This is a genomic window from Roseivivax sediminis (assembly GCF_900112685.1).
GTDB lineage: Bacteria > Pseudomonadota > Alphaproteobacteria > Rhodobacterales > Rhodobacteraceae > Roseivivax > Roseivivax sediminis.
In genome coordinates, this window is sequence record NZ_FOMS01000003.1 from 333,941 (window position 1) to 358,485 (window position 24,545).

Here is a 24,545-nt window from a genome sequence, read left to right on the forward strand (position 1 = left end):
GATAACGACACCGAAGGTCGCTCAAGATACGATGGAGGGCGCAAACGCTTGGCAAATCCATGGACACCCGTCTGGAACGAGAAACACGCGGCTTGGGCTATCGATTTTCGTATAGGGTCTCGCCGCATCCGCCGAAGACTTCCCGTGGGCGACAAGTCCCAGCGCAAGATTGCCGAAAAGCTGGCTGAGAAGATTTATCATTCAGCTTGGCAGGACGAACTTCAGATTGAGCAGAAGCCGAGGAAGACATCGTTCGTCAAGGCGGCGGAGTTATACGAAGCAGGCGGCGGGGAAGCCCGGTTTCTTCCCAAGCTGAAGCGGTATTTTGGACGCGATACGTTCATCGAGGACATCGATGAAGTTCGCATCATGGAAGCAGCGGCAGCTCTATATCCGGAAGCGCGGCCAGATACGATCCGGCGTCAGGTTCGGGTTCCGATACGTTCAATACAAAATTTCACAGCGGGGAAGCGTCGACATAAGTCGACGGACACGCGGAGGGTGCGGTGGCTCAGGCCGGAAGAGGCGGAACGGATGCTGCAGGTTGCCAGCGATCCTGACGCAATTGGCCTCCGTGACCCACGGCGCGAGACCCTGCGCAAGATCGCCTTCATGCTCGGCACCGGTGCGGGGCCCGGTGAGACCATGGCGCTCGATGGAAAAGGTTGGAATTCAACAACGCGCGAGTGGTGGCTGCCGGGCACCAAAACCGCTTTTCGGCCGCGCTTCGTATTCTTGCCACGGCGAGCAGTCGAGCTGGTCGGCGAGATACCTGCCGAAGGTCCGGCTTTCCCGGCTCCGAATGGCCAACCCTACAAAATCCACCCAAACCGGGGTGCGCAGATGGCGGTCGCGTTCGGAAAGGTGCGCGATGCAGCCGGGTTAGACGCGGACGTCGTCCCCTACACGCTTCGCCATACGTGGGCGACCTGGTTTTACGCTCAGACCAAGGATTGGGCCGCTTTGCTCGATCATGGCGGATGGGGGCGCTCGGACACTGCAAATCGCTACAGGAAGATCGCGCCAAAGGACCTCGCCAACCAGCTTCTTGCCTATGGATGGGACTTTCGGTCCGAGGAGGGGGAACCGGTTCGGTTCGGTGAAATGGTATCAGTCGGCTTCCGTTAAGGGAAACCAGACGGCCACCGCCGACTGCTTCGCCCCAACACGCCGCGATCGGCCCAATCCAGCCGTTTAGGGTGAAAGTCAGCGCGGCGCCGCAGCATCACCAGACCAGTCATTCCACTACGACAGCGATGGGAAGCAAAGGCAGGCCCTACCCAGTGCGGGACATGCTGCCCCTTGCAACGAACGCTCGATCCTCCGTCGTGCCCACGAATGGTATCGCGAGGGAATGGCTGCAGCTGGCATTTTCTTCTGAAAGCGCTCCTTTGATCGAAGCCTGAACCGCTGATTTTGTTTTTTGGCATTGGGTAGGGGATTGACGATAGTGGGCACAAAGCCGGAAGTGCAGCCCGCACTTTTCCTCTGGTGATCTTCCCACATCGCCGTTTCCCCTCGCATGAAATTCAAGCTATTTCAGGCGTATGGATATCGTTCTCGCCACCACTGTCATTGCGTCCCTGTTCCTCGTCATAGGAGCGGCGGAGCCGCTCGCCGCGCGCCTGAAGCTTCCCTACAGCGTGATCCTGGCCGTGCTCGGCGTGATGATCGGTGCCGGCGCGATCTTCTTCCTGCGAACCGAGCTGACTGACGCACTGAACCCAGTAGCCGAGGCGATCTTGGGATTGCCGATCCGCTCCAACGTATTCCTCTACGTGTTCCTGCCGACGCTACTGTTCCAGGCGACACTGGGAATGAACCTGCGGCGGATGCTCGACGACTGGGTGCCGATCCTCGTTCTCGCGGTCGTGGCCGTTGTCGTGGCGACGTTCAGCGTGGGCTACGCCTTATCGTGGGCCAGCGCGCTGCCTCTCGTGGCCTGCCTCCTGATTGGCGCCATTGTCTCCACGACCGACCCTTCCGCGGTGGTCACCATCTTCCGGTCGATCTCGGCGCCGCGTCGGCTGGCGCGGATCATCGAGGGGGAGAGCCTGCTCAACGACGCCGCCGCCATCGCGCTCTTCGGCCTGTTCATGGGCTTCGTGATGCTCGGGATGCCGGATCCCGACCTTTACGAGGCGCTTGTCCGGTTCCCGGTCCTGATCGCGGGAGGCGCAGCTGTCGGCTGGCTGGCGGCACGGCTGGCGATCTGGGTCATGGCGCTCTTCTCGCGCCACGAGCTGGCCCAGATCTCGATTTCGGTCGCTCTGCCATACCTCGCCTATATCGGGGCTGAGCAGAGCATCGGCGCCTCGGGCGTCATCGCCGTGGTGGCCGCTGGACTGACGCTCAACTTGACCGGACCCGGCCGCCTGCCGCCACAGGCCTGGACGAACCTGCGAGAGATTTGGGACGTGCTGGCGCATTGGGCCGGGGCGTTGATCTTCGTCCTTGCCGCGCTGCTGATCCCGCGGTTGCTGGAGGAGATCCGCGTCGAGGATTTCGTTTTGGTCGGCGTGGTGATCCTCGCCGCCGTCGCGGCGCGGGCGGTAATCCTGTTCGGGCTCCTGCCGCTGCTGACTGCGCTCAAGCTCTCGCCCGCGGTCGAGCGCCCCTACCGGGTCGCGATCCTCTGGGGCGGCCTGCGGGGCGCGGTGACGCTTGCACTGGCACTCGCAGTGACGGAAAGTTTCCGCGTGCCGGACGGTATCCAGCGCGTGGTGGGCATTCTTGCCACAGGCTTCACGCTCTTCACCCTCATGGTTCAAGGCACGACGCTCAGGTGGGTCATCGGCCGGCTGGGGCTCGACCGGCTCTCGCCTATCGACGAGGCGCTGTCGCGTCAGGTTGTCGCCGTCGCTCTTCAGACTGTGCGTGAGGATGTGGCGCGCACCACCGAGAACTACGAGCTGAGCCGCGATATCGTGCGTTCCGAAGCCAAGCGGTTCGGCGAACGGCTCGACCAAGCGGTGAGTCTGGCCGAGGACAGCGGCGACATCCTCGACCGCGACCGGGTCACGCTGGGTCTGATCGCGCTTGCTGGGCACGAGCGCGACACGATCATCTCCCGTGTGCAGGAGCGGACGATCTCGGCCCGGATGGCCGAACAAGTCTTGTTCGACGCGGACCGTCTGATCGAGGGCGCCCGCAGCCAGGGGCGCAACGGCTATAACCGCGCGGCAAGGCGCAGCGTCGCCTACGGTCGGGGGTTTCGTATCGCCGTGGTCCTGAACGGCCGTCTGCGCCTGTCCGGTCCGCTGGCGCGCATGACCGCCGACCGGTTCGAGCTTCTGCTCTCGCAGCGGTTGATCTTGCGTGATCTTGGCGCCTTCATCGACGGTCGCATCCGGCGCATTCACGGACGGCGCGTGGCGGAACTGCTGCACGAATTGCTTTCGCGTCGGATCGAGATGGTGGAGACGGCATTGGAAGGGTTGCGCCTGCAGTATCCGGGCTATGCGGAGGAACTGGAGCGCCGGTTCATCAGGCGCACCGCGCTTCGTCTCGAAGAACGCGAATACATCGCAATCCGCGAGGACGGGCTGATCGGAGCAGAGGTCTACACCACATTGATGCAGAACCTCCATGCGCGCAGGACCGCGGCCGAGGAACGTCCGCATCTCGACATCGCACTCCAATGGACCGAACTCGTCCGGCAGTTTCCGCTCTTCGCCGAACTCGACGATGCGGTTTTGAAGCGCCTCGGCCGTGCACTCGAGACGCGCTACGTCAACGCCGGCGAGGTCATCATCCGCAAGGACAGCGCCGCCAGGAGCGTGTTCTTCATCGCCTCTGGGGCGGTGGAACTCGAAATCGCCGGACAGACATGGCGGCTCGGGCGCGGCGAGATGTTCGGACAGATGGCGATCCTGATGAAGAAGGCCCGCCGCGCCGAGGTGCGCGCCATCGCGCCATCGACGCTGCTGGTGCTCGACGAAGTGCGTTTCCGCCGGCTCCTGGAGCGCAGCGAGGCTCTTCAAAACGCCGTACGTGCGAGCGCCGATAAGCGTGGGGTCGACTCGGACAATCTGTTCGAGGACACGAACGTCGAGAGCCCGGCAGACGATCGGACGTCGGTGTGACATCAGTCCAGCGCCGCGTCGAACTTCATGACGTTACGCCCGCCTCTGGCGTAGTTGCGACGTTCATTTTCGCGTCGGCGAGGCCTGGGTTACGGCCAAAGCGAAATCAAAATCATGTCGATTGCTACTATCAGGACTATGCTGCTTGGTATTCTGCGCAATGAGGCAAATTCCGGTCGAATGCCACCACCGCGCCTGTAAAAGATGCTACCGAGTAAGGCAAAATAGCCCGACGAGATAACGGCAAGCAAGGCGTAGAAATAAATGGCTGGGGAGCCATGCGTTTCTGAGATCACGAAAGAGATAGCAGCAATGCTTGGGATTGTGGCCACATCAAATAAATGCGATCTGTCCGGACGCTCTGATGGTTGTCTATTCTTAGAAGCAAAGTTCGCCGATCGCCTTTGAAAGTCTCGCGCTGCGAATACGATCAGGATGGCACCGCAAGTAAATGTAACGGACGGGCCTTCAAGCAAAAGAAAGGAAATCGTTACGGAAAGAAAATATAGTGCAATTACAATCAATAGCGCCCCACATAACGCCATTGAAAAGATTTTGGAGCGATTTGCATGATACTGAGCTTGGGCCTCTCGAGAAGATGCCGCGAGCAGTGGAAGAGGATTGAATATACACGTCAGAACTATGAGGCTTCGGACGATCTCACTCGATTCCATCTGATCTCGCCCCCAGGTTCAGTCTATGCACCAGATCTTCCAATGCAGATGAACGCGCACTTACTTTTCGCGCCAAAACCAATTTTCCGATGGCCGACGGCTATCATGTTCGTTGGGCCTCTTCCGTTTCGATGGACGGGATCTCGGTCCGCTCTTCCTCCGGTGCGCCGCAGAGCAGGTCCACCGCACGGTCTGCCGCGTCCTGGAACGGCTCCAGCACCATGTCCGCCCCGGATGCAAAGAGTTCCTCGGTGTCCTTTGGATGATGTGACGCGACGGCCACCCGCCCGCGGAAGCCGGAGGAGCGGGTGAGCTGGATTAACGTCGTGCGCGTGTCCTCGTGGCTAAGGCCCGTTGGGTGGATCGGAACGGTCGAGACGATCCATTCCGCTCGCGAGAGCGGAAGCTCGGCCACGAATTCGGGGTCGGTCGCGTCGCCGAACTCGGTCTCGAGCCCCAGCTCTCGCCAGCGCCGTACGGCCAGAGGGTTGAAATCCACGCCCAGCACCCGGATGCCGCGCTTTTTCAGGCGCATTCCGATTGCGGTGCCAAAGCGGCCCAGCCCGAAAACGATCGCGGTGTAGCCGTCCTCTCGATGCGCCCCGGTCTCGGATGGCTCGCGCGGTGTGCCCTTGCGCTCGAAGACGCCCAGGAACCGCTCAAACATCGCGTAAAGTTGGTGCGAATAGGTGATCATGTAGGTCGAGGCAGCGATGGTCACGAGCCCCACCATGGTGACGAGGCCAAGCGCGTCTTCCTGCACATGGCCAAGCGACACGCCCATGGCGACGAAAATCAGTGAAAACTCGCTGATCTGCGCCACCGTCAGTCCCGCCAGGAATCCCGTGCGCTTGCGGTAGCCCATCGCCCCCATGATCGCGAGCACGATGAGCGGATTGCCGACCAGCACGAAGAGCGAGAAGACGATGGCCCCGCTGACATGCGCGCCCAGAAGCGAAAGATCGAGTGCGGAACCGAGCGCTATGAAGAAGAACAGCAATAGGAAATCGCGCAGCGGCGCGAGGCGCGCGGCGATGGTCTCCCGGTAGGGGGTCGAGGCGAGAGCGACGCCGGCCAGAAGGCCGCCCACCTCCTTGCCCAGCCCCACGATGTCGCCCGCCGCCGCGAACATCGCGGCCATGGCGATGGCGAAAATCACGAGAAGCTCGGGCGCCCGGGCCAGCCGTTCGGTAAGGGGATTGGCGACGTAGCGGACGAAGAGGACGACTATCGCCACCATCGCGACGCCCGAGGCCAGGACCAGAGGGACCGACCCGCCGCCATGTCCGCCATCCCCGGTGCCGATGCCAATGGCTGACAGCACGATCATCGCCAGAACGACGACGAGGTCTTGCACGATCAGGAAGCCGAGCGCGATCTGGCCGTGCAGGCTGTCGATCTCGCGCTTGTCCGACAGAAGCTTCACGATGATGATCGTGGAGGAGAAGGTCAGCGCCACGGCGACATAAAGGCTGGTGACGTGCCCCAGCCCAAGCGCCAGCCCGATCAGGTAGCCGAAGATCGAAGTGAACGCGACCTGGCCGAGTCCGGTCAGAAGGGAAACCGCCCCGAGGGAGCGGATGAGCTTCACGTCGAGCTTTATGCCGACGAGGAACAGGAGGACCGCAATACCGAGCTCTGACAACAGGCTGATCTGCTCGTCCGATCGCACGAGGTCCAGCGCCGAGGGCCCCGCGATCAGGCCAACCGCGATGAAGCTGACGATCAGCGGCTGGCGCAGGATTATCCCGAGGAAGCCTACGACCGCTGCCAGAACGAGCAGTGCAGCGATCTCCGCGAACGGCGACTGAACAATTACTTCCATCAATTCTTCTGTTCCTTCGTCTTCTGTGCCGCTGCCTCTGCCGGAGACGTGTTCGTGCCACCGTTTGGCCTGGCGGCGGGCCGCGTCGCGTGACCCTCCAGGAAGGCGTCGAGGTCCTCTGGGCCGATCCGCCATCCCTTGCCGATATCGATCGCTCGGAGCTCGCCGTCCTTGATCCAGCGTCGTACGGTGACCTCGTTGACCTGCAGGAGGTCCGCGACCTCCTTGACGGTCCGATATTGCTCGCGTGACATGCCGGCGCCTTTTCACCGAGTTTGGCTTAATATAGCGTATTATAGGATAGCTGAGCTGATTCAGACAGAGCTGGATGCGTCGCACCGCATCGCTCACAAACGCGAGGCCATGACTGGGGACCAGAGTCGATGAAGAATATCATGGTGGCCACGGACTTTTCTGAGCGGTCGGATCGGGCGCTGCGGCGCGCGACCCTTCTGGCCCGCCAGTTCCAAGCCACCATGCTGCTGGTCCACGTAGTCGACGACGATCAACCGCGCCGGATCATGGACGCCGAGCGCGACGAGGCCACCAAGTTGATTCGCCAGATGGCCGCCACGCTGCGGGACGTGGACGGTGTAACCTGCGAGACGCGGGTCATCCTCGCGTCCCCATTCGTCGGCATCGCCCAAGCCGTGGCGGACGCGACGCCTGACCTTCTCGTCATCGGCCCGCATCGACGCCAGGTGCTCAGGGACGTGTTCGTCGGCACCACGGCAGAGCGGACGATCCGGTCGGTAGATTGTCCGGTCCTGATGGTGAATGCTACGCCAGCCGGGCAGTATCAGCATGTGCTGCAGACGACCGATCTGTCCGACGGCTCGCGCGAGGCGTTGCTCCGGTTCCAGTCGCTGGGGCTTGCCGACCATGCCCGGACGTCACTGCTTCATATCTTTGATGCTCCTGCGCTCCGTCTTGTCTTCAGCCATTCGATCCCGAAGGACGATCAGAAGCACTACCTCGAAGTTGAACAGCGTGACGCTTCTCGCGATCTCGCTCGCTTCCTCTCCTCGACAGATCTGGGAGGTCTGGGGCAGATCGTGCGCTACGAGGCGGCGCCAGCGCCGCACGAAATTCTGAAGGCGGCCGGTGAAGAGCACGCGGACCTGATCGTGATGTCGACGCATGGCCGAAGCGGGCTGGCCAAGATGCTCATCGGAAGCGTCACGGAGCAGGTGCTCAGGACAGCGCAGATCGACATCCTCGCCATTCCGCCGCAACGCGCCGACTGAGCCACGCGTCGGCTTTGGTAACGGCGAGGGCGGATCACAGGTCAGTCCTCGAGCGCCAGCCAGATCTGACGGGCGACCGCCCGCGGTCCGCGGAGCGCCTCCCGCAAGGTCATCAGGCGTTGTTCGTGGGGCGGCGAAGCGCCGCCTTGCTCGGAGCTATGGGCCTCGAAGAGAACCCTACGTTCCCCGTCTACCTCCACAAGGGACCACGTCTCATGCCGAGATACGCCACCTTCGCCGACCGACCGTTCATGCAGCGTCCTGATGCGGGTCAGCGAACGGGAAGGCACGTGGAATTGTTTTCCGCCGCCTGTCATGTCCCGAGCAGCGGATTGCCGAAGATCAGCGCGAGCAGATTGCCGACCTGGATCCCCAGCAGATGCAGGAAGATCGCCTCTGCGAACGCCATCGACCAAACCCGTCTGGCGAACATGCCGTCATAGTAGAACCAGACGACGGCGACGATGTAGGAAACGCCGTTGAGCTTGAGGTTGGCTTCAGGATCCTCGCCGAGAAGCAGATAGAGCGCGGTTCCAAGCAGAACGCCACGCCACATTAGCGCGCCGGTGGCCCGAAGCGTGTCCGCGCTCATCTCGGTTCGCTGGAGGCGCATTGCAAGACAGCGTGACGGTGTGGTCATGTTCATATTTGATCGTTACCACAATGCGCCCGGAGGACGCCATGCCAGCGGTGACCCGACAGACATGACACACGCGGGAGGCGCAGGCAGCGCGGATGCCCGTTCCAAGGTTACGAGGGGGTCGTGTTCAACTTGCATAAATTGCCGGAAACGATTTTGGCCGCGCGAATCCAGAAATCGTGGTGAGCCGAGCCTCCGCCCGGGCTTTGCAGCACTACATTGGCTAAGGCGGCTCAGCCGGGGGTTATTCAGCCAGATTGGCTAAGGCGGCTCAGCCGGGGGTTATTCAGCCAGCGTTCGGGAACCTGCGGTCCACTTGGCACGAATGGTCAGCGGGTCTGGGCCGGCCGCGAGAGAGTGCGGGTCGCTGCACCTGCGAACTCGTCTTGGCTGGTGACGGTCAGTTTCAGTTCGGGCGGACATGTGCCACATCGGAAACCCAAACCGGAAGCCACTGTTTCGATGATGTCCGGTTTCGAAGGATGGCCACGAGCATCTTGCGCTTGAGACGAAGGGCCGGAAACCACCCTCTTATGCAGGTCGCGCGGTGTTCGGCGGCGCGGTCTTAACGGAATGTCCGCTTCGACGCTCTGTCAAGGTTCCGTTCGCACGCGCAGAGAAGGTCCGGTTCCCGCCCTTCCCGACGATGGCAAGCAGAGGTACTGGGTCGATCGAGCGCCCGGTCGAACGGCAGGGTGGACCCTCGCAACTGACTATCACGGTGCGCACGTACCAGGAAAATGAAAGGGCGGCATTTGCCGCCCTATACTTCTGATGTTTTCGCTCGCTACGGTTCTCGCCAGCTACTCAAGGCTGTTTCGATGCGCGCATAGGCCTGAAGGATCTCATGGTTCGAATGCCTCCCGTCGCAGCATTGGTGGCCGTAAGTGTCCGCGCCGGAATGTTTTATCTCGTAGCCGAGTGCGAGGAACGCTTCGCGTGTCGCCGGGCTTGGGGGATCAGTAGGTCTCGGGGACGTTATCACCGTGATGCCTGCGATCTCACGGCCGCATTGGACGTAGTGCCGGTCGACCCAGACGAGGGCCGACGGTAAGCGGTACTTCTGGACGAGCCAGAGCGTGACATCGCAGATGTCTTGTTCGAGACCGAATTCCTCCGGATATACACTCAGACGGCGCTGTCTGGTGATCTGCAGGGCACATCGCGGCGTGGGCTTACCCGGCATGGCGGAACCTCGCGAGCAGCTCGCTGACGCGCGCGCCGTGCCATCGTGTCATGTCGGATGCCGGCAGGCTGCGTTCATGACTGATGCGGTCGAGCACGGAGGGTGCTTGTTCCGACAGAATGCGAAAGATGTCGCGGAGCGCCTGCTCGACGGCATCGGCATCCGGGAACCGCTCGGAGACCGCGCTATGCAGATCGCAGAGAGCGTCGAACCCCCCTCGGTCGTCGAGTGCATCCAGGAGGTCGCAGAGGCCCGCGCCGTGGCGGCGCAGGTGTTTCTCTGTCGCCGCCACCGCGTCGAAGCGGGCCTGGCTGGCGTTGAGGATGGTGGAGTTGAGCATGATTTTCTCCCTTTCATGCATGAAAACGGTACTGGTGGTGCCTGATTCATCGGCGTCATGGTCCGTGCATCGCGGGGGAGAGATGGGTGGGGCTGAGTCCTTTCGGTCGGTGGCTTGTGCTGATGACAAGGACATTGGCCATTCTCCGGGAGCACGAAGGAAAAAGTGGTAGACTGGCCGATTTTCCTTGTTGAGCGGCTGCGTCACGCCGGCCGCCGCGCTGGACGCGTGACAGCCGGGGGCGAGCATCAGAGGATCCGGCTGTCTTCGCTTGGAGTGATCCCCGCGCCGCGCAGCACATCATCGAGACCGTCAGCGAGCAGGCAGAGCTCGGGCACGATCGGGTCCTCGGGCTCGAGCAGGTCGAAGCATCCTTCACTCCCCCACTCGTCTTCATCGGCTTCGTCGAGGAAGAGGATCGCGCGCAGCTGGAGAAGCAGGCGCCGGAGACGGTGGGTGATCGACCCAGGCTGTTCCAGGCCGTCGCGGATCGCGTTGAGGAGCCGCGCGCCGCGCCGGTCTGCGAGCAGCACGGCTGCATTGCCGAGCGCCTCGTCGTGATGAGAGAGAAATTCCCTCAGTGCCAGCTCGCCGGCCGACATCGGGCGGGCTTCCTTGCCGGTGGTTACTCTCGAATGAAACATGGAGACCTCCTTGTGTTTGTTTCGTCCGGGCTTCGTCCCGGGTCAGGAAGGAGGGGAGGTCCTTTGCGCTGTCCGTCGCAGTGCCTCGCGCCGCGGCTGGAGGGCGCCGAAATCAGCGAGCGGTCAGATGTTGGATGGTCAATGCTGCGGGACACCTCGCTTGTTTCGTCTGTCACAAGCGAGATTGGCCGGATTCTCTGGAGGCGAAGTAATTTTTCCGGGTAAAAAATGAAAAAGTCTGCTCCTTTCCCGCGGCGACTTCGCGGTCGCGCGCAGCAATGAGAGCGTCTGAATCCGGGTGTAAGATGTCGCCCCGATTAACACGGGGATGACACCTACGTGCACGGGGTGTTCAAGGACAACGGCATTGTTGCGCAATAGCCGAGTCAGGGGTTCATCTCATGAATCGAGCGTGGTAGCTGGCCTGCATGAGCAGACCTGCGCCGCCGAGCTACAAGACCAAGAACTGGCCGGCCTACAACGAAGCGCTGAAGCAGCGTGGCTCCCTGACGATCTGGTTCGATCCCGACATGGTCTGGGTGCCGCCGCCCACGGGCAAGCGAGGCAGGTAGCCGTGCATCCGGGCGATGTTGCCGAGTTCCCTGGCTATGTCCGGACAGAGAGGTGTCCACGACCGTGGCCGAGCACTCGCGGCTGAAGTCGTCAATCACGCAGAGCACCACAACGATGACGAACACCGGACTGAAAGCGTTCGCCATGATACTCGGCATAGCGGCGGGAACATCCGCCGCGGCCGAGGCCAAGCTCTTGACCGACGTGACGCATGTCGATGTCGAAACCGTAACGCTCACGCCGGAACGATCCGTCCTGATCCAGGACGGCGTGAGCGTCGAAATCGGTGCCACGGTCGAGGCGGCGGAGACCACCGTTTTCGACGTGGGTGGCCGGTTCCTGATCCCCGGCCTGTGGGACAGCCACATTAGTACTTTTTTACCGGACGAGCCCGACACCGCATTCCCGCTGTAACGGCTCAACGGGATCACCGGCATCCGGGACAATGGGGCGCTCTGGCCGACGAAGTGTCAAGATCGGTGGGCGTCACATCATCAGAGCCGTGCCGATCCCTCGGCAGAGGAGGCTTCCTGGATCGCTCGTAGCGCCACGGCCGGGCCGACGATCTCGAAGAGGATTGTGGCTCCTATTGTCAGACCCATGATCATCGAGCCCCAGTACGGCAGGGCCTCTGCGGCGACAAGCGCCATGCCGACCGCGACTCCGGCCTGCGGCAGGAGCGCGGGGCCGTAGGCATTCCGTTGACTCGCCGGAACACTGCCGATCCGTGCGCCGATGGCGGCACTGAAGATCCGCGCGATGGTTCGAAGCCCGACATAGAGCGCGCCGATCCAGCCAATGTCGCGCAGCATGCCGATCTCCAGCGACGCGCCCGCGAGCAGGAAGAACAGCAGCATGAAGGGCCACTCGATGTGCTCGATCTCGTGGAACGCATGGTCGTGGTGACGCGCGAGGTTGGCGACGATGGCACCGGCCGTGATGCCGGCCAACAGGAACGAGACTTCCAGCCAGAGCGCGAGGCCGGCGGTGAGGCAGACGATACCGAGTGCCTCGGCCTGGAGCGGCTCGCCGGGGGACAGCCGGCCCGTCAGGACGGCGGCGGGCATCCCGATCGCGGTGCCAAGCAGCGCCGCACCGCCGAGATCGTGGGCGGTGCCAGCCGCGAGTCCCGCCCAGCCCTCGCCCTGGCTGGCGAGCGCGAGCGCCACGCTGAACACGATGAGCCCCCACACATCGTCGATGGCAACAATTCCGCTCAGGGTCTCGGTGAACCCGTTCCGGATACCCGACTGGCGGATCACGTCGGCAATGGCCGCCGGGGCGGTGGCGGTGGCGATGGCCCCGAGGATTAGCGCGAGGCGCAGATCCAGACCCGCAAGTGTCAATCCCGCCGCCACGATGATCAGCGTGCCGACGACCACCGAGATCGAGATGGTCAGGATCGCCCGCCCGTGACGTCTGAGGGTCTCCCGCGTCAGCTCGCCGCCCAGCAGGAACGCCACCATGGTCAGCGCAACGACCGAGATGAGGTCGAACCAAGCGATCGCGGCATCGGGGACCAGACCGAAGCCGGACTGACCGACGGTGATCCCGATGAGCAGGAGCATCGTCACCCGCGGCAGGCGGGTCAGCCGCCCCGCCTGATCCGCCAGCAGCCCGGCGAGGAAGAGCCCGCCGAGCGTGATGAGAAGGTGGTCATGCGTCATGCGCGACCGCCACGTCTGCCATCGACCGGACCCTCAGCGCAGCAGTCCGAGGCTGTCCATGTCGACCTCCAGCGGCCCGGCCAGGTCGGCGATGGAGTCGTGCAGCAGTTCCAGCGCATAGGGCGGGTTGTGAACGTAGGCGCCGGGATCCGCTGTGACGAGCTTCCAGTTGTAGGCCGCGCGGAGGAGACGCGGGGTCCAGCTGGCGTAGGCCTGCGCTCGGCCGTCCGCCGTGTCTGCCACCCCGTCGCCATTCGCATCGGCGAAGAAGTAGGGGTAGCTGTGGCCGTCGTAGACCAGCGGTGTGCCCGCGATCGCGCCGGAATAGTCTTTCATCATCTTCATCAAAAGGCGGGCATTCGACTGAATGTCGGAATGGATTCCGACAGAGGTGTCTCCACTGCCGTCGTAGCTGTGGCGGGAGATGCGGATCTCTTCAGGATCGCCGCTCTGGTGGCAGGTCAGGCAGGTCTCGGTCGCGACCTCCAGCGAATGCGGTTCGTGGCATGAGGCGCAGGTGCCGATCGGACGAGCGTGGAAGAAGCGCCCGGAATAGTCGCGGCCTGCATAATGGTAGCCCGCCCCACCGTAGCCGCCCAGCCAGGTCGCCGCGGCAGTGGCGTAATGCGGATTGATAAAACGGAGATCCGGGTTCGGACGATCCTCGGGCGCGTCGCCGATGGCCGCTTCGATCGCCTGGCCGGAAGCGCGGCCCTGATGGCAGGTCAGACAGGCCGCCTCGACGCCCTGGACCGGGTGAGAGACGCCACTCGGCAAACTAATCTGCTCGATACGGGATAGGCCGGGATCGTGGCAGGTTTGACAATCCACCACGCCGCCGATCGGTACGGGCTCTGCCGGGAGGCCGGGCTCGCTGCCGTCGAGGCCATGAAAGGCGCGGAAGCCGGCGCCGGCGTGGCAGACTGAGCAGTTCGGCGGGATCGCGCCCTCCTCGTCCCAGTGGCTGAAGGAGGCCGACGCCGCGTTCGCGTGCCCAGACCGGTGCCAATCGGCGATAGCTCGGCTGTTCTCGATGGCGATCTGTTCGGGATGGAAGGGTCCGCCCTCGGGGATGACGTAGGGCCGGATCGTGTCTTCGTTCCCAGCCGCCGGCGCTGCCCCGGGTGTCGTGACGTTCGCCTCCTGCGCTGCGCCGCGACCCGTTCCCCCAGACGGAAGGAACGGTGCGACAAGGAACAACAGAATGATGAATATCGGAAATACGTTTCGCATGACGTCGGAATCCGGTTTGCTTCTTTTGGAGTCGCGCGATGAAATGTAGCCTAACCGCGGCATACCAGTTCGGCAAATGCTGATTTGGCGCGGGAGACGGAACGCGATGGGAGGGGAAATGCTGGGCGGCCGGCTTGGAACGGGCCTTCACGTGGCGACTGGCGCGCAGCCCCGCGGGGGTGGCGAGCCGGTCCGCCGGATGACTGAGGAGGCGGCCGTGTTCTGCCGGCCCGAAGGCGATTTGCGCGTCGACGATGTTACGCCCGAGGACACACTGGTGGCGCAGGGTGCGCCAGTGGCCCGCCTTCGGGAACATCCGGACATTGCGCTGGTGGCACCGATGGCCGGCCGGGTGGCGCGGGTCGTTCTGCGGCCCGGCAGGCGTCTGGCCGAGATCGTGCTCTTCCGCGAAGCCGGGGGAGACAGGCACCGGCACGATGTAGGCGGCAGCGCGGCGACGGAGGCGGGGGTGCGGCGCCTCATGCAGAGCGCGGGCCTGTGGCCTCGCCTGCAGCGGCGGCCCTTCGGACGACTTCCGCCGTCCGACGAGCGCCCCGCCGCGATCGTCGCGATGGCGGCCGACACCCGGCCGATGGCGCCGGACCCGCGCATGGCGCTGCGCGGGCGGGAAGAGGATCTTGCGCGGGGCCTCTCCGCGCTGGCTGGGCTGACGGATGGGCCGGTTCTTCTCTGCCAGCAGGCAGGGCCCTCTCTGGTGGAGAACGGCCTCGCCGATGGCCGCGTGATGATCGTGACCACCGGCCCGCGCCATCCGCAGGGCCTCGCCGGCCTGCGGATCCATGACCTCTGCCCGGCCGGGATCGATGCGCCGGTCTGGGAAGTCCACGCCGAAGACGCAGCGGATCTGGGCGCGCTACTTGTCACCGGACTTCTGCCAGAGACGCGGCTCGTCTCGGTCGCCGGGGCGGCGATGAACGAGACGCTGTTGCTGCGGTGCCAGCCCGGCGCCGACATGCGCGGACTCAGCCATGGCCATGTCCGGCCGGGCCCGCACGTGCTGATGGCAGGCTCGCCCCTCGACGGGCGGGAGGCGCGCTGGCTGGGGCCACGCGAGCGGCAGGTGACGGTCAACCCGCAGGCGCGCGCGGCCTCGCGGCATTGGTTCCAATCGGCGTTGACACGATCTTCGACGCAGGTCCCGGTGATCCCGACGGCAGCGCTCGAGCAATCCGTCGGCGGCGCCTTCCCGGCGGCCGCGATGATCCGCGCGCTGGCCTCGGGCGACGATGAGACGGCGATGAAGCTGGGCGTGCTGTCCCTGCTGGAAGACGACCTTGCGCTTACCGACTACGTGATCGGCGGCGCTCCACGCCTGTCCACCCTGCTGCGCCGGATGCTGGACCGGATCGAAACGGAGTATGCGGCATGATGCGCGGACTCTGGGACCGTGAGACGGTGGCGCTGTTCCTTCTGTTGGCTCTGATGCCGCTGGCCTTGACCTGGCTGTGGTTCGGCGGGACCCAGGCGGCGCTGCAGCTGGTGCTGGCACTGGTGGTTTCGGGGCTGTGGCACATGATCTTCATGCTCGCGCGGGCGCAGCCCCCGTCGTTCGCCGGCGCGATCACCGCGCTTGCCGTGGCCATGCTGGCGCCGGAAGACCTCGGCCTGATCCGCTTGATCCTGGGCATCAGCTTCGGCACGGTGATGGGAGAACTGGTGTTCGGTGGCTGGGGCCGCAACGTGGTGAACCCCGCGACGGTGACTCTCGCCTTCCTCGGCTTCGGCTTTCCCACCGCCCCCTGGCCGGATTTCGTGCTGCCGGTCGCCTGGGGGGCGATCCCGGCGGCGGCGATCGGCGCGGTGACGGGGGTGATGTCGGCACGGCTTCTTACCGGTGCGGGGCTGGTGACGCTTCTGGCCATGGCGCTCGGCGCGGATCTGGACCGGGTGCTGCCCGCTGCGGGCATCGTGCTTGTTCTGCTGGTCGCCGACCCGGTCGCCAGCGCCTCGACCGCGCTTGGCCGGTGGCTGAACGGGGCGCTTTACGCGGCGCTGGTGGTCATGTTCACCTTGGAATGGCAGGGCGCGGCGCCGCTTCAGGCGGCGGTCTCGGCGGCGCTGCTGGCCTCGCTCGCAGCGCCGGTGCTGGACGAGGCGGCGATTGCGCTCTGGCTCGCACGACGGAAGGGACGGCATGGCAGGACTTGATCCCCTGAATCCGTGGCGCCGGTTGCTGGCGCTTCCGAACGAGAGCCGCGCGAAGACGCTCTTCATCGCTTTCGCGGTCTCGGCCATCTGCGCCCTGCTGGTCAGCGGCGCGACGGTGCTCCTGCGCCCGATCCAGACCGCCAACCGCGCCGCCGAGGCGCAGGCGCGGATCGAGTCGCTGGTGCGCGGCATCCCGGGCATGGCGCCGATCCTGGAGCAATCCGGCGGCACGCTCTCCACCGTGGTGATCGACCTGGAGGACGGCTCCGCCGCCGAGGAGGTCACGCCCGCGACGCTGGACGAGGCGCTGTCGGAACCGTCGAACTGGACTGCGCTCGACCGGGGCGAGGATCTTGCGGGGCTGGGACGGCGACCGGACTATGCCCAGATCTACCTGCTGCGGGAGGGCGAGGATATCTCGCTTGTCCTGCTGCCGATCAGCGGCGCAGGCTACAACGGCCGGATCGACGCGGTGCTGGCCCTGCGCGGCGACATGAACACCATCGCCGGGATGGCCGTGACCCGGCACTCCGAAACCCCCGGCCTCGGCGCCCGTATCGAGGAGCCGGCTTGGCTGGACAATTTCCCCGGGACTGAGACGCGCGGCCCGGACGGCAACCTTCGCTTTTCCGTCGCGCGTGGCGAGGCCTCCAGCGTTTACGAGGTGGACGGGATCACGGGTGCCACCCGCACCAGCAACGCGATCACGCAGATGATCCGCTTCTGGCTGGGACCCGAGGGCTACGGCCCGCTGATGGCGGCGATCCGGCGGGAGGAGTTCTGAGATGACCACGCGCACGCCGCTCTTGCACATCCTGACCGATCCGCTGCTCCGCCAGAACCCGGTGACGCTTCAGATACTCGGGATCTGCTCGGCGCTGGCGGTGACGACCTCGCTGGCAACGGCGATCACCATGTGCGTCTCGCTCACCGTGGTGGTCACGCTCGCGGCAGGGATCATCAGCACGATCCGGCGCCACATCCCGGACTCGATCCGGCTGATCGTTCAGATCGTGATCATCGCCTCGCTGGTGATCGTGATCGATCAGGTGCTGCAGGCCTGGTTCGCCGAGATCAGCCGCACCCTGTCGATCTTCGTCGCACTCATCACCACCAACTGCCTCGTCCTGGGCCGGACGGAGTCCTTCGCCCGCCACAACGCGCCGCTGCCGGCCATGACCGACGCCTTCGGCAACGGACTGGGCTATTCCCTGATTCTCGTCGTCATCGGCGGCCTGCGCGAGCTCTTCGGGCAGGGGCAGCTGCTGGGCCGTCAGGTCCTGCCGCTGGCCGAGACGGGCGGATGGTTCACGCCCCTCAGCTTGATGCTGCTGGCGCCGAGCGCCTTCTTCCTGCTGGGCGGGCTGGTCTGGGCGATCCGGTCGATCCGGCCCGAACAAGCGGAGGTGCCGGAGCACATGCCGCCGAAAGCGGAGCCTGCGGAATGACCGAGCTCTGGCCCCTCTTCCTGCGCGCGACATTCGTCGAGAACATGCCGCTCAGCTTCTTTCTGGGCCTGTGCACCTTCCTTGCCCTCTCGCGCCGGCCCGAGACGGCTATAGGGCTGGGGGTGGCGATGATCCTCGTTCTGGGTGTGACCGTGCCGCTCAACAGGATCGTCTACGACACGCTGCTCGCCCCGGGGGCCTGGGCCTGGGCGGGGCTGCCGGAGGTGGATCTTTCCTACCTTTCGCTCATCGCCTTCATCGGGGTCATCGCCGCGACGGTGCAGTTGATCGAGATGCTGACCGATCGCTTCTTCCCCGCGATCCACGGTGCCTTCGGCGTGTTCCTTCCGCTGCTCACCGTGCAATGTGCCATTCTTGCGGGCAGCCTGTTCATGGTGGAACGGCAATACACCCTGGCCGAGTCCGCCGTCTTCGGCCTCGGCGCAGGGACGGGCTTCGCCGTCGCCGTGGTGATGCTGAGCGCGGTGCGCAACCGGCTGGCTTACGCCGACCTGCCGGCGGGTCTGCGCGGGCTCGGCATCACCTTCGTCTTCACCGGGCTCCTGTCGCTCGGCTTCGCCTCCTTCGCACTGATGGTCGCGGAATGACCGAGATCGTCGTCGGCACTCTTACCGTCATCCTGCTGGTCCTCGTGCTGGCCATCGGCCTGCTGGCGGCGCGGCGGCGGCTGATCCCACAGGGTGCGTTGGACGTGACCGTGAACGAGGCGACGCACCTGAAGGCCGCGCGGGGCGACAAGCTTCTGTCCGTCCTGCACGGCGGCGGCATAGGTGTTCCGGCGGCCTGCGGCGGGTCGGGCACCTGCGGGCTGTGCCGCGTAACCGTCACCGGCGAGGGCGCGGGAGAGGCGCAGGCGACGGAGCGCGGCGTCCTCTCGGCGCGCGAACGACGGGCGCATGTGCGGTTGGCCTGCCAGACCAGCCTGCGCGGCGATTGCGCGGTCGAGGTTCCGCAGGAGATACTGACGGCGGGCGGCGGCTTGACCTGCCGCGTCGCCTCCACCCGGATGCTCGCACCGCTGATCCGCGAAATCGTGCTGGATCTGCCCGAGGGCCAGCCCTTCGATTTCCGCGCGGGAGAATTCATGCAGCTCACCGCACCCGCCTACCAACTGAGCTTCTCCGACATCGACCCCGGCCCGCCGTTCCACGAGGCCTGGCGCATCGCCGGCTGGACGCGCCTCTCCGTCGCCTCCGACGCGCCGGTGACGCGAGCCTATTCCATCGCCAGCCGCCCCGGCGACACGGGCGTGGCGGTCTTCAACATCCGCCTTGCCGTGCCTCCCGCAGGGCGGGAGGAGGAGGTGCCGCCGGGCATCGTCTCGTCCTGGCTTTTCTCGTTGCGCGCGGGGAACACGGTGGAGGCATCGGGCCCCTTCGGCGACTTCCACGTCCAGCCGACGGAACGCGAGATGGTCTTTGTCGGCGGCGGGGTGGGCATGGCGCCGCTCCGCGCGATGATCCACGAGCAGATCGGCAAGGGGGCCGGGCGGCGGATGCGCTATTTCTACGGCGCTCGCTCCGCCGCCGATCTGTTCTACGTCGAGGAATTCGAGGCCATCGCCACCGCGCACCCGAATTTCACCTGGACCCCTGCCCTGTCCGACCCGGCGCCGGGCGACCGCTGGACCGGACGCACCGGGTTCATCCACGAGACGCTGAGGGCCGAGATGCAGGGACATCCCGCACCGGAGGATTGCGAGTACTACCTCTGCGGCCCCCCGGTGATGATCTCGGCCGTGCTGGCCACGCTGGACCGGATGGGCGTGGAGCCACGGTCCATCTTCAACGACGATTTCGGAGTCTGAACATGCCTGATCACGCCACGACCTTCAGCCGACGTCGCGCTATGGGTATGGGCGCTGCGGCATTGCTGGCACCAGGCGCGGCCTTCGCGTCTGCGGGCCTCGAAACGATCCACGGGGCGGCCTTCGGCACCACTTGGCGGGTCACCGGGCCGGCCGGGTCAGGGCTCGAGGCGCTCCGAAGACCGGTCGACCAACTTCTCGCGGGGATCGACCGGCGCATGTCGCCTTGGCGATCCGACAGCGAGGTCGGCCGCTTCAACTCGAGCCATGCGGGAGGGCACGCGATCTCTGACGACACAGCGACGGTCACGGCGGCAGCGTTGCGCGTGGCAGAGGAGAGCGGCGGCTGCTTCGACCCGACGTTCGGTCCGGCGGTGTCCCACTGGGGGTTCGGCCCAATAACCGGGGGCGGAGCGACCGGCTGGCGCGGGCTCGCACTTTCTGGCGGCCGGCTGACGAAGGCGTGGTCCGACCTGACCTTCGACCCCTGCGGCATCGCCAAGGGATGGGCGCTGGACCGCCTCGCCGACCTCGCGCAGGCGGCGGGCCACGCCGACCTGTTGCTGGATCTCGGCGGAGAGCTGGCGGCAGTCGGCCATCACCCGTCCGGCCGACCCTGGCAGGTGGCGATCGAGGACCCTCGCCCGGCCCGCACAGGCCTTGCCGCCGCACTCACCTTCGAGGCGGGCGCCGTCGCCACCTCGGGTCTGCGCGCGCAGAGCTACGCGCTGGACGGTCGGACCTACGGCCACATCATCGACCCCACTACCGGAGAGCCGGTCCAGGGGCGGCTGCTGTCCGTCACCGTGCTGGCCCGGTCGGCGATGGAGGCCGACGCCTGGGCGACCGCCCTCTTCGCCGCCGGCGACGCGGAGGGCCCGGCATTGGCGCGCCGCCGGGGCCTGCGCGCAGTATTCTTGTTCGATGACAACGGCCTCAGGCAGGAGACGACAGGCGGGGCGGATCATGCGCTGCTGTGACACCGCCCTTCTGCGAAAGCGAAAGGATCGGACATGGAACTGCTGATCGCGATCCCGATCGTCCTGCTGGCCGTCGGCGGGCTGGCGCTTGGCCTCGCCTTCGGGCGCGGGCCGATCCGCGGCTCCTGCGGCGGCGCCGCCTGCGAGGCGGGCGGAGCCTGCGCCGGTTGCCCGCGCCAGCATGACACCGAGGGGGACAGCGCGCCATGACCACCGACCTCTTCGTCCGGGCATTTATGCAGGGCGACATCGTCACGGTCACGCCCGACACCCCGATCCGCCGGGCCGTCGCGCTGCTGGTCGAAAGGGAACTCCCCGCCGCGCCGGTGCTGTCCGACGACAGCGCCCTGATCGGCATCCTCACGCAGAAGGACTGCTTCCGCCCCGCACTGCATGCGAGCTACTATCAGGAATGGAAAGGCACGGTCGCGGATCACATGACGAGGGGTGCGGTCACGGTAGAAGCGGGCGACGACCTCATGCGCGCCGCCGAGATGTTTCTGGAGCATCCGCACCGCGTCCTTCCGGTGGTAGAAGACGATACTCTCGTGGGGCTGCTGGACCGTGCGCGGGTGCTGTCCCTGCTGGTCAGGCGAGGATAGTCGCGCAGACCTGCGAACCGTGCCATCGCCCTTGATCTGCATCATGGTCCGCGCAGAACGTCGGGCGATGATGGAGGGGATGACAAAACCGGGAGAAGAAATGCGAACAACCGTATTGAGAGGAGCCCTCCCAGGTGGCTTGCTTCTGGCGCTCCTGGCCTGCACGGATCCCGCGATGCCGGACCGCACGGACGGCGCAGCGTTCTTCGCGGAGAACTGCGTGTCCTGCCATGGCCCGGGCGGACGTGGCGACGGTCCACTGGCGAACCTCGTGTCCGAAGCGCCGCCTGACCTGACCACGCTGAGCCCGCGTAACGGCGGCACCTTTCCGGCGGCCCAGGCGCTGAGCTTCATCTACGGGGGGCCGTATTCCGACGGTCACCTTGCCCGCATCATGCCCGAGTTCGGCGAAAGGATGACGCACGACCTCGTCCCGGTCAGGTAAGGCGCGCCGAGCGCGGAATAAGGCGTAATCGTCTCGACCGGATGCGCGCCTGTCAGATGGGCTCCGAAGCCGCGCGCCAGATCGCAGGCCAGCGGAACCAGCCACTCCGCTTCCGCTGCCGACATGAGGCCAAGGCCAATAGTTTTGATGGACATGTTTTCGTCTCCGCTCTGCCGGAACTCATCCGACACGTGCTGTCTACTTCTCGACCGGCTCGACATCAAACGGTGCTGCCGGGATCAGATTTCGAACTCGCACGCGGATCATCGGCGCCCGTCGGGCCGGGCGACAGTCAGGCGCAATCCCGGCAGACAGCGGCGGTCGGCACAGACTGCAGCCGGGCCGGAGCGATGGCCGCACCACAAACGGCGCAGAGCCCATAGCTGCCGTCATCGATCCTGGTCAGCGCCGCCTCGATCGCGACCAGTTCCCGCTGCCCGGCCAAGCCGAGATCCTCCAGCACTTCGTCGCCTTCGCGTTCGATAGCCCTGTCGTCATCGTCGTGGCTACCCGGTCGATCAAGCTCCCTCTCGATCCTCGCAAGCCGCCCCGTCAGTTCCTCACGCCGTTGTCTCAGCTCGCTCTGCTGTCGGCTCCAGTCATGTTCGCCCATCATTGGATCTCCTTCCATGCTTTGCAGCACGAAGATTAGTGGAAGGCTTAACGATCCCGAATGAGCCAGATCAATACCTCGGTGAAATGTCAGCATCCGTCGTGTTTGGCACGTTGTCGGTCCGGATCGTCTTCGGATAAGCCTGTGCCGATGCCTGCCGGCCACACCCGCAGCACGAAAAATCGGAACCGGAAGACCGCCAATGAAGGACAGATCACCGGAGCGCGTTCCGCGCACGGCAGGCTTGCGCGAGACAGTGGGGAAATACCTGCCCGACTTGATCCTCGGGGCGAACGACGGAATCATCACGACCCTTGCGGTGGTATCCAGCGTCGAGGGCGCGGATCTTTCGGTTCGAGTGATCCTGATCCTGGGCTTTGCCAATCTCGTCGCAGACGGGCTGTCGATGGGCGCAAGCAACATCCTGTCAAGACGATCCCGCGTCGGAGAGGGCGCTCTTCCCTCGATCACCCGCGCCGGTCGCTACGGCGCCGCAACCTTCCTCGGTTTCGTGATCTTCGGGCTGGTTCCGTTGTTGGCGTATCTACTTCCTGGGGTCGGGATCGACCGGTTCCTACTCGCCACGGGCCTCGCCCTGACGACCCTGTTCCTCGTGGGGGCGGGGCGTGCCATCTTCACCGGCCGAAACTGGTTGATGTCGGGCGCTGAGATGCTGATTCTGGGCACCCTGGCGGCGGGCGCGGCCTACGGCATCGGCATGCTGGGCGCGGCGTTCACAGGCAGCCTCTGAACGGCGCGCTGTTCGGGCCAATGGGTTTCAGTTGCCGTCGAGGGCGGGAATCCACCACCACATCATCGCTGAGCAGCAACAGGAAATTGATACCATGCACGCCTGGTTGAAAGCGCGCGGAATCGCTCTGCTCGACAGCTGATATGCCACTTCCCGGTGCTTCATCCCGACGCGGCGCCGGAACATAGGGTCCCCACAAGCACCAGCCCGTTGACCCGCGCCTGCGCCCGGGCTGGTCTTGCAATACCCGGTTTCGTGCCGCCTTATTATACTTGCAGCCCAACAACTCATCGCTGAGCATCGTGAAATAGGAGGCGACAACCGCTTCGTTCTCGGTGTTGGGCCAGTCGCTGATACTCATCTGGCCTGGCTATGCCGGGTCTCCCCGAATGTCATCGGCTGTCGTCGGCAAGTTCTGAAGCAATGCAGTAGTGGCCAGCGTTGGGCCTAAGGAGACTCTGAAGAACCTCGCGCTTTGGCCGGGTTGAGATAGAATGGGCGAGACGAAGAAGGATGCCCGCCGATGTCCAAGCAACCTGCCTTTCCCGGTCTGCGCCACGCGATGAAGAAGAAGCAGACCCGGCGTGAGAAGTTTCTCGCGGAGATGGACGCGGTGGTGCCTTGGATGCGTCTGCTGGCGCTGATCGAGCCTCATTATCCAAAGGTCGGGCCGAAGGGCGGTCGGCCGCCGATGCCACTGGAGACGATGCTGCGGGTGTATTTCCTTCAGCAATGGTATGCGCTGAGCGATCCCATGGCCGAGGAGATGCTCTACGACAGCGAGTCCATGCGCCGGTTCGCAGGCATCGAACTCGGTGATGATCGTGTCCCTGATGAGACGACGATCCTGAACTTCAGACACCTGCTGGAGAAGCACGCGCTGACGGAGCGGTTGTTCGTCGAAGTGAACAAGCATCTGGCCGATCAGGGCATCACGCTGCGCTCGGGCACGCTGGTAGATGCGACGATCATCGACGCGCCGTCCTCGACCAAGAATGAAGCCAAGGCGCGCGATCCGGAGATGTCGTCAACGAAGAAGGGGAACGACTGGTTCTTCGGGATGAAAGCGCACGTTGGCGTCGATGCCGAGAGTGGCATCGTGCATAGCGTCGAGACCACCACGGCGAAGGTGCATGACAGCCAGGTCTGGGATGAGCTCCTCCATGGCGAGGAGACGTCGGTGTGGGCGGACAAGGGCTATGTCAGCGCTGCGCGCGAGGCCCATTTCTCCGGTCCTGGCAAGTTCTGGGGCGTCATGCGGAAGGCGCCGAAGGGTGCTGCGCTGGATCCCATCGACGAGGACATCAATCGGATTATCGCGATGGTGGGGGCGCGGGTCGAGCATCCATTCCGCGTGCTCAAACGGCAGTTCGGGTATCTGAAGACCCGCTACCGAGGCCTCGCGAAGAACCGCGCGCAACTCTTCACGCTGTTCGCCCTCGGCAACCTGTTCCTCGTGCGACGGAAGCTGATGGCATGAGGCGGAGTCTATCCGAAGCGCCCGTTTCGGGGCCTCAACCGTGCCAAATCCGGCGAAATCAAGTGTGCCTCGGGCACGCGCACGGGTTTCACAGCCCGGATGGCCGGATGTCGGC

25 protein-coding genes and 1 pseudogene are annotated in these 24,545 nt (G+C 64.9%); 17 read left to right on the forward strand and 9 right to left on the reverse strand.

All coding sequences use genetic code 11. From position 1 onward, the window contains the following. The first annotated feature begins 144 nt into the window (after positions 1–144). Both F3H57_RS07160 and F3H57_RS07165 read left to right on the forward strand, forming a co-directional pair. Complete coding sequence (locus tag F3H57_RS07160; protein ID WP_149755199.1) at positions 145–1,128, forward strand: tyrosine-type recombinase/integrase; 984 nt, start codon at positions 145–147, stop codon at positions 1,126–1,128. Between the two features lie 419 nt (positions 1,129–1,547). Beyond that, positions 1,548–4,085: a cation:proton antiporter gene (locus tag F3H57_RS07165; protein ID WP_149755200.1), complete on the forward strand. Its 2,538-nt coding sequence runs from the start codon at positions 1,548–1,550 to the stop codon at positions 4,083–4,085. 777 nt (positions 4,086–4,862) lie between these two features. Here the strand turns inward: F3H57_RS07165 and F3H57_RS07175 are convergent. Both F3H57_RS07175 and F3H57_RS07180 read right to left on the reverse strand, forming a co-directional pair. Then, positions 4,863–6,584: a cation:proton antiporter gene (locus F3H57_RS07175; RefSeq protein ID WP_223162999.1), complete on the reverse strand. Its 1,722-nt coding sequence runs from the start codon at positions 6,582–6,584 to the stop codon at positions 4,863–4,865. Then, complete coding sequence (locus F3H57_RS07180) at positions 6,584–6,838, reverse strand: helix-turn-helix domain-containing protein (RefSeq protein ID WP_149755203.1); 255 nt, start codon at positions 6,836–6,838, stop codon at positions 6,584–6,586. The genes F3H57_RS07175 and F3H57_RS07180 overlap by 1 nt, the downstream gene beginning before the upstream one ends. A 129-nt stretch (positions 6,839–6,967) precedes the next feature. On the opposite strand from F3H57_RS07180, the gene F3H57_RS07185 reads away from it, so the two are divergent. Further along, positions 6,968–7,831: a universal stress protein gene (locus F3H57_RS07185; RefSeq protein WP_149755204.1), complete on the forward strand. Its 864-nt coding sequence runs from the start codon at positions 6,968–6,970 to the stop codon at positions 7,829–7,831. A 313-nt stretch (positions 7,832–8,144) separates the two neighbouring features. On the opposite strand, the gene F3H57_RS07190 is transcribed toward F3H57_RS07185, so the two are convergent. From F3H57_RS07190 to F3H57_RS07200, 3 genes are all read right to left on the reverse strand, one after another. After that, complete coding sequence (locus tag F3H57_RS07190; RefSeq protein WP_149755205.1) at positions 8,145–8,477, reverse strand: hypothetical protein; 333 nt, start codon at positions 8,475–8,477, stop codon at positions 8,145–8,147. A gap of 1,169 nt (positions 8,478–9,646) precedes the next feature. Next, a complete protein-coding gene (locus F3H57_RS07195) occupies positions 9,647–9,997 on the reverse strand; it encodes a hypothetical protein (RefSeq protein WP_149755206.1) in 351 nt (116 codons plus the stop codon). Positions 9,998–10,245: 248 nt separating this feature from the next. After that, entirely contained in the window at positions 10,246–10,641 is a 396-nt protein-coding gene (locus F3H57_RS07200; protein WP_149755207.1) for a hypothetical protein, read from the reverse strand. A 428-nt stretch (positions 10,642–11,069) separates the two neighbouring features. On the opposite strand from F3H57_RS07200, the pseudogene F3H57_RS07205 reads away from it, so the two are divergent. Together F3H57_RS07205 and F3H57_RS07210 are read left to right on the forward strand one after the other, a co-directional pair. Then, positions 11,070–11,210: pseudogene (locus F3H57_RS07205) on the forward strand (IS5/IS1182 family transposase); the annotation flags it as partial. Between the two features lie 55 nt (positions 11,211–11,265). Further along, a complete protein-coding gene (locus F3H57_RS07210) occupies positions 11,266–11,628 on the forward strand; it encodes a hypothetical protein (RefSeq protein ID WP_149755208.1) in 363 nt (120 codons plus the stop codon). An 80-nt stretch (positions 11,629–11,708) separates the two neighbouring features. On the opposite strand, the gene F3H57_RS07215 is transcribed toward F3H57_RS07210, so the two are convergent. Together F3H57_RS07215 and F3H57_RS07220 are read right to left on the reverse strand one after the other, a co-directional pair. Continuing rightward, a complete protein-coding gene (locus tag F3H57_RS07215; protein ID WP_149755209.1) occupies positions 11,709–12,881 on the reverse strand; it encodes a cation:proton antiporter in 1,173 nt (390 codons plus the stop codon). 33 nt (positions 12,882–12,914) lie between these two features. After that, positions 12,915–14,114, reverse strand: coding sequence for a cytochrome c3 family protein (locus F3H57_RS07220; protein WP_223163000.1), 1,200 nt, complete (start codon positions 14,112–14,114; stop codon positions 12,915–12,917). A 199-nt stretch (positions 14,115–14,313) separates the two neighbouring features. Here F3H57_RS07220 and F3H57_RS07225 point away from each other — a divergent pair, with 199 nt between their 5' ends. The 10 genes from F3H57_RS07225 (at position 14,314) to F3H57_RS07265 (ending at position 21,586) form a co-directional block, all read left to right on the forward strand. Then, a complete protein-coding gene (locus F3H57_RS07225; protein ID WP_223163001.1) occupies positions 14,314–15,504 on the forward strand; it encodes a Na(+)-translocating NADH-quinone reductase subunit A in 1,191 nt (396 codons plus the stop codon). Continuing rightward, a complete protein-coding gene (locus F3H57_RS07230; protein WP_149755210.1) occupies positions 15,501–16,283 on the forward strand; it encodes an RnfABCDGE type electron transport complex subunit D in 783 nt (260 codons plus the stop codon). The genes F3H57_RS07225 and F3H57_RS07230 overlap by 4 nt, the downstream gene beginning before the upstream one ends. After that, positions 16,270–17,067, forward strand: a complete 798-nt coding sequence (locus F3H57_RS07235; protein WP_149755211.1) for an FMN-binding protein — start codon at positions 16,270–16,272, stop codon at positions 17,065–17,067. Before F3H57_RS07230 ends, F3H57_RS07235 begins: the two co-directional genes overlap by 14 nt. 1 nt (position 17,068) lies before the next feature. Next, positions 17,069–17,731: an NADH:ubiquinone reductase (Na(+)-transporting) subunit D gene (locus F3H57_RS07240; RefSeq protein WP_149755212.1), complete on the forward strand. Its 663-nt coding sequence runs from the start codon at positions 17,069–17,071 to the stop codon at positions 17,729–17,731. Then, positions 17,728–18,339, forward strand: a complete 612-nt coding sequence (gene nqrE / locus F3H57_RS07245) for an NADH:ubiquinone reductase (Na(+)-transporting) subunit E (protein ID WP_149755213.1) — start codon at positions 17,728–17,730, stop codon at positions 18,337–18,339. Before F3H57_RS07240 ends, nqrE begins: the two co-directional genes overlap by 4 nt. Further along, entirely contained in the window at positions 18,336–19,559 is a 1,224-nt protein-coding gene (nqrF, locus tag F3H57_RS07250) for an NADH:ubiquinone reductase (Na(+)-transporting) subunit F (RefSeq protein ID WP_149755214.1), read from the forward strand. The genes nqrE and nqrF overlap by 4 nt, the downstream gene beginning before the upstream one ends. 2 nt (positions 19,560–19,561) lie before the next feature. After that, positions 19,562–20,539 (forward strand): FAD:protein FMN transferase, encoded by a 978-nt coding sequence (locus F3H57_RS07255; RefSeq protein ID WP_149755215.1) that lies wholly within the window; start codon positions 19,562–19,564, stop codon positions 20,537–20,539. A gap of 33 nt (positions 20,540–20,572) precedes the next feature. Then, the gene (locus tag F3H57_RS22125; RefSeq protein ID WP_188129624.1) at positions 20,573–20,749 is read left to right on the forward strand and encodes a hypothetical protein; all 177 of its coding nucleotides are present in this window, start codon (positions 20,573–20,575) and stop codon (positions 20,747–20,749) included. Beyond that, positions 20,746–21,141, forward strand: a complete 396-nt coding sequence (locus tag F3H57_RS07260) for a CBS domain-containing protein (protein ID WP_149755216.1) — start codon at positions 20,746–20,748, stop codon at positions 21,139–21,141. Before F3H57_RS22125 ends, F3H57_RS07260 begins: the two co-directional genes overlap by 4 nt. A 175-nt stretch (positions 21,142–21,316) precedes the next feature. Continuing rightward, positions 21,317–21,586, forward strand: a complete 270-nt coding sequence (locus F3H57_RS07265) for a c-type cytochrome (protein ID WP_149755217.1) — start codon at positions 21,317–21,319, stop codon at positions 21,584–21,586. Between the two features lie 292 nt (positions 21,587–21,878). Here the strand turns inward: F3H57_RS07265 and F3H57_RS07270 are convergent, their stop codons facing one another. Then, complete coding sequence (locus tag F3H57_RS07270) at positions 21,879–22,202, reverse strand: TraR/DksA family transcriptional regulator (protein WP_223163002.1); 324 nt, start codon at positions 22,200–22,202, stop codon at positions 21,879–21,881. 199 nt (positions 22,203–22,401) lie between these two features. Here F3H57_RS07270 and F3H57_RS07275 point away from each other — a divergent pair, with 199 nt between their 5' ends. Then, on the forward strand, positions 22,402–22,950 hold the full coding sequence (locus F3H57_RS07275; RefSeq protein WP_149755218.1) for a VIT1/CCC1 transporter family protein: 549 nt from the start codon (positions 22,402–22,404) through the stop codon (positions 22,948–22,950). Here F3H57_RS07275 and F3H57_RS07280 read toward each other — a convergent pair. Then, on the reverse strand, positions 22,934–23,311 hold the full coding sequence (locus F3H57_RS07280) for a hypothetical protein (RefSeq protein WP_149755219.1): 378 nt from the start codon (positions 23,309–23,311) through the stop codon (positions 22,934–22,936). The two genes, F3H57_RS07275 and F3H57_RS07280, sit on opposite strands and share 17 nt — an antisense overlap. Before the next feature lie 162 nt (positions 23,312–23,473). On the opposite strand from F3H57_RS07280, the gene F3H57_RS07285 reads away from it, so the two are divergent. Further along, on the forward strand, positions 23,474–24,430 hold the full coding sequence (locus F3H57_RS07285) for an IS5 family transposase (RefSeq protein ID WP_149755220.1): 957 nt from the start codon (positions 23,474–23,476) through the stop codon (positions 24,428–24,430). Positions 24,431–24,545: the final 115 nt, after the last annotated feature.

What these genes read in the sequence shown, in the direction of transcription:
- F3H57_RS07175 (WP_223162999.1), bottom strand. Translation starts at nt 6,584, where the DNA reads ATGGAAGTAATTGTTCAGTCGCCGTTCGCGGAGATCGCTGCACTGCTC.
- F3H57_RS07220 (WP_223163000.1), bottom strand. Translation starts at nt 14,114, where the DNA reads ATGCGAAACGTATTTCCGATATTCATCATTCTGTTGTTCCTTGTCGCA.
- F3H57_RS07190 (WP_149755205.1), bottom strand. Translation starts at nt 8,477, where the DNA reads ATGAACATGACCACACCGTCACGCTGTCTTGCAATGCGCCTCCAGCGA.
- F3H57_RS07185 (WP_149755204.1), top strand. Translation starts at nt 6,968, where the DNA reads ATGAAGAATATCATGGTGGCCACGGACTTTTCTGAGCGGTCGGATCGG.
- nqrE (WP_149755213.1), top strand. Translation starts at nt 17,728, where the DNA reads ATGACCGAGCTCTGGCCCCTCTTCCTGCGCGCGACATTCGTCGAGAAC.
- F3H57_RS07235 (WP_149755211.1), top strand. Translation starts at nt 16,270, where the DNA reads ATGGCAGGACTTGATCCCCTGAATCCGTGGCGCCGGTTGCTGGCGCTT.
- F3H57_RS22125 (WP_188129624.1), top strand. Translation starts at nt 20,573, where the DNA reads ATGGAACTGCTGATCGCGATCCCGATCGTCCTGCTGGCCGTCGGCGGG.
- F3H57_RS07260 (WP_149755216.1), top strand. Translation starts at nt 20,746, where the DNA reads ATGACCACCGACCTCTTCGTCCGGGCATTTATGCAGGGCGACATCGTC.
- F3H57_RS07195 (WP_149755206.1), bottom strand. Translation starts at nt 9,997, where the DNA reads ATGCTCAACTCCACCATCCTCAACGCCAGCCAGGCCCGCTTCGACGCG.
- F3H57_RS07285 (WP_149755220.1), top strand. Translation starts at nt 23,474, where the DNA reads ATGTCCAAGCAACCTGCCTTTCCCGGTCTGCGCCACGCGATGAAGAAG.
- F3H57_RS07180 (WP_149755203.1), bottom strand. Translation starts at nt 6,838, where the DNA reads ATGTCACGCGAGCAATATCGGACCGTCAAGGAGGTCGCGGACCTCCTG.
- F3H57_RS07165 (WP_149755200.1), top strand. Translation starts at nt 1,548, where the DNA reads ATGGATATCGTTCTCGCCACCACTGTCATTGCGTCCCTGTTCCTCGTC.
- F3H57_RS07280 (WP_149755219.1), bottom strand. Translation starts at nt 23,311, where the DNA reads ATGAGTATCAGCGACTGGCCCAACACCGAGAACGAAGCGGTTGTCGCC.
- F3H57_RS07275 (WP_149755218.1), top strand. Translation starts at nt 22,402, where the DNA reads ATGAAGGACAGATCACCGGAGCGCGTTCCGCGCACGGCAGGCTTGCGC.
- F3H57_RS07265 (WP_149755217.1), top strand. Translation starts at nt 21,317, where the DNA reads ATGCCGGACCGCACGGACGGCGCAGCGTTCTTCGCGGAGAACTGCGTG.
- nqrF (WP_149755214.1), top strand. Translation starts at nt 18,336, where the DNA reads ATGACCGAGATCGTCGTCGGCACTCTTACCGTCATCCTGCTGGTCCTC.
- F3H57_RS07270 (WP_223163002.1), bottom strand. Translation starts at nt 22,202, where the DNA reads ATGATGGGCGAACATGACTGGAGCCGACAGCAGAGCGAGCTGAGACAA.
- F3H57_RS07240 (WP_149755212.1), top strand. Translation starts at nt 17,069, where the DNA reads ATGACCACGCGCACGCCGCTCTTGCACATCCTGACCGATCCGCTGCTC.
- F3H57_RS07225 (WP_223163001.1), top strand. Translation starts at nt 14,314, where the DNA reads ATGACTGAGGAGGCGGCCGTGTTCTGCCGGCCCGAAGGCGATTTGCGC.
- F3H57_RS07230 (WP_149755210.1), top strand. Translation starts at nt 15,501, where the DNA reads ATGATGCGCGGACTCTGGGACCGTGAGACGGTGGCGCTGTTCCTTCTG.
- F3H57_RS07255 (WP_149755215.1), top strand. Translation starts at nt 19,562, where the DNA reads ATGCCTGATCACGCCACGACCTTCAGCCGACGTCGCGCTATGGGTATG.
- F3H57_RS07215 (WP_149755209.1), bottom strand. Translation starts at nt 12,881, where the DNA reads ATGACGCATGACCACCTTCTCATCACGCTCGGCGGGCTCTTCCTCGCC.
- F3H57_RS07200 (WP_149755207.1), bottom strand. Translation starts at nt 10,641, where the DNA reads ATGTTTCATTCGAGAGTAACCACCGGCAAGGAAGCCCGCCCGATGTCG.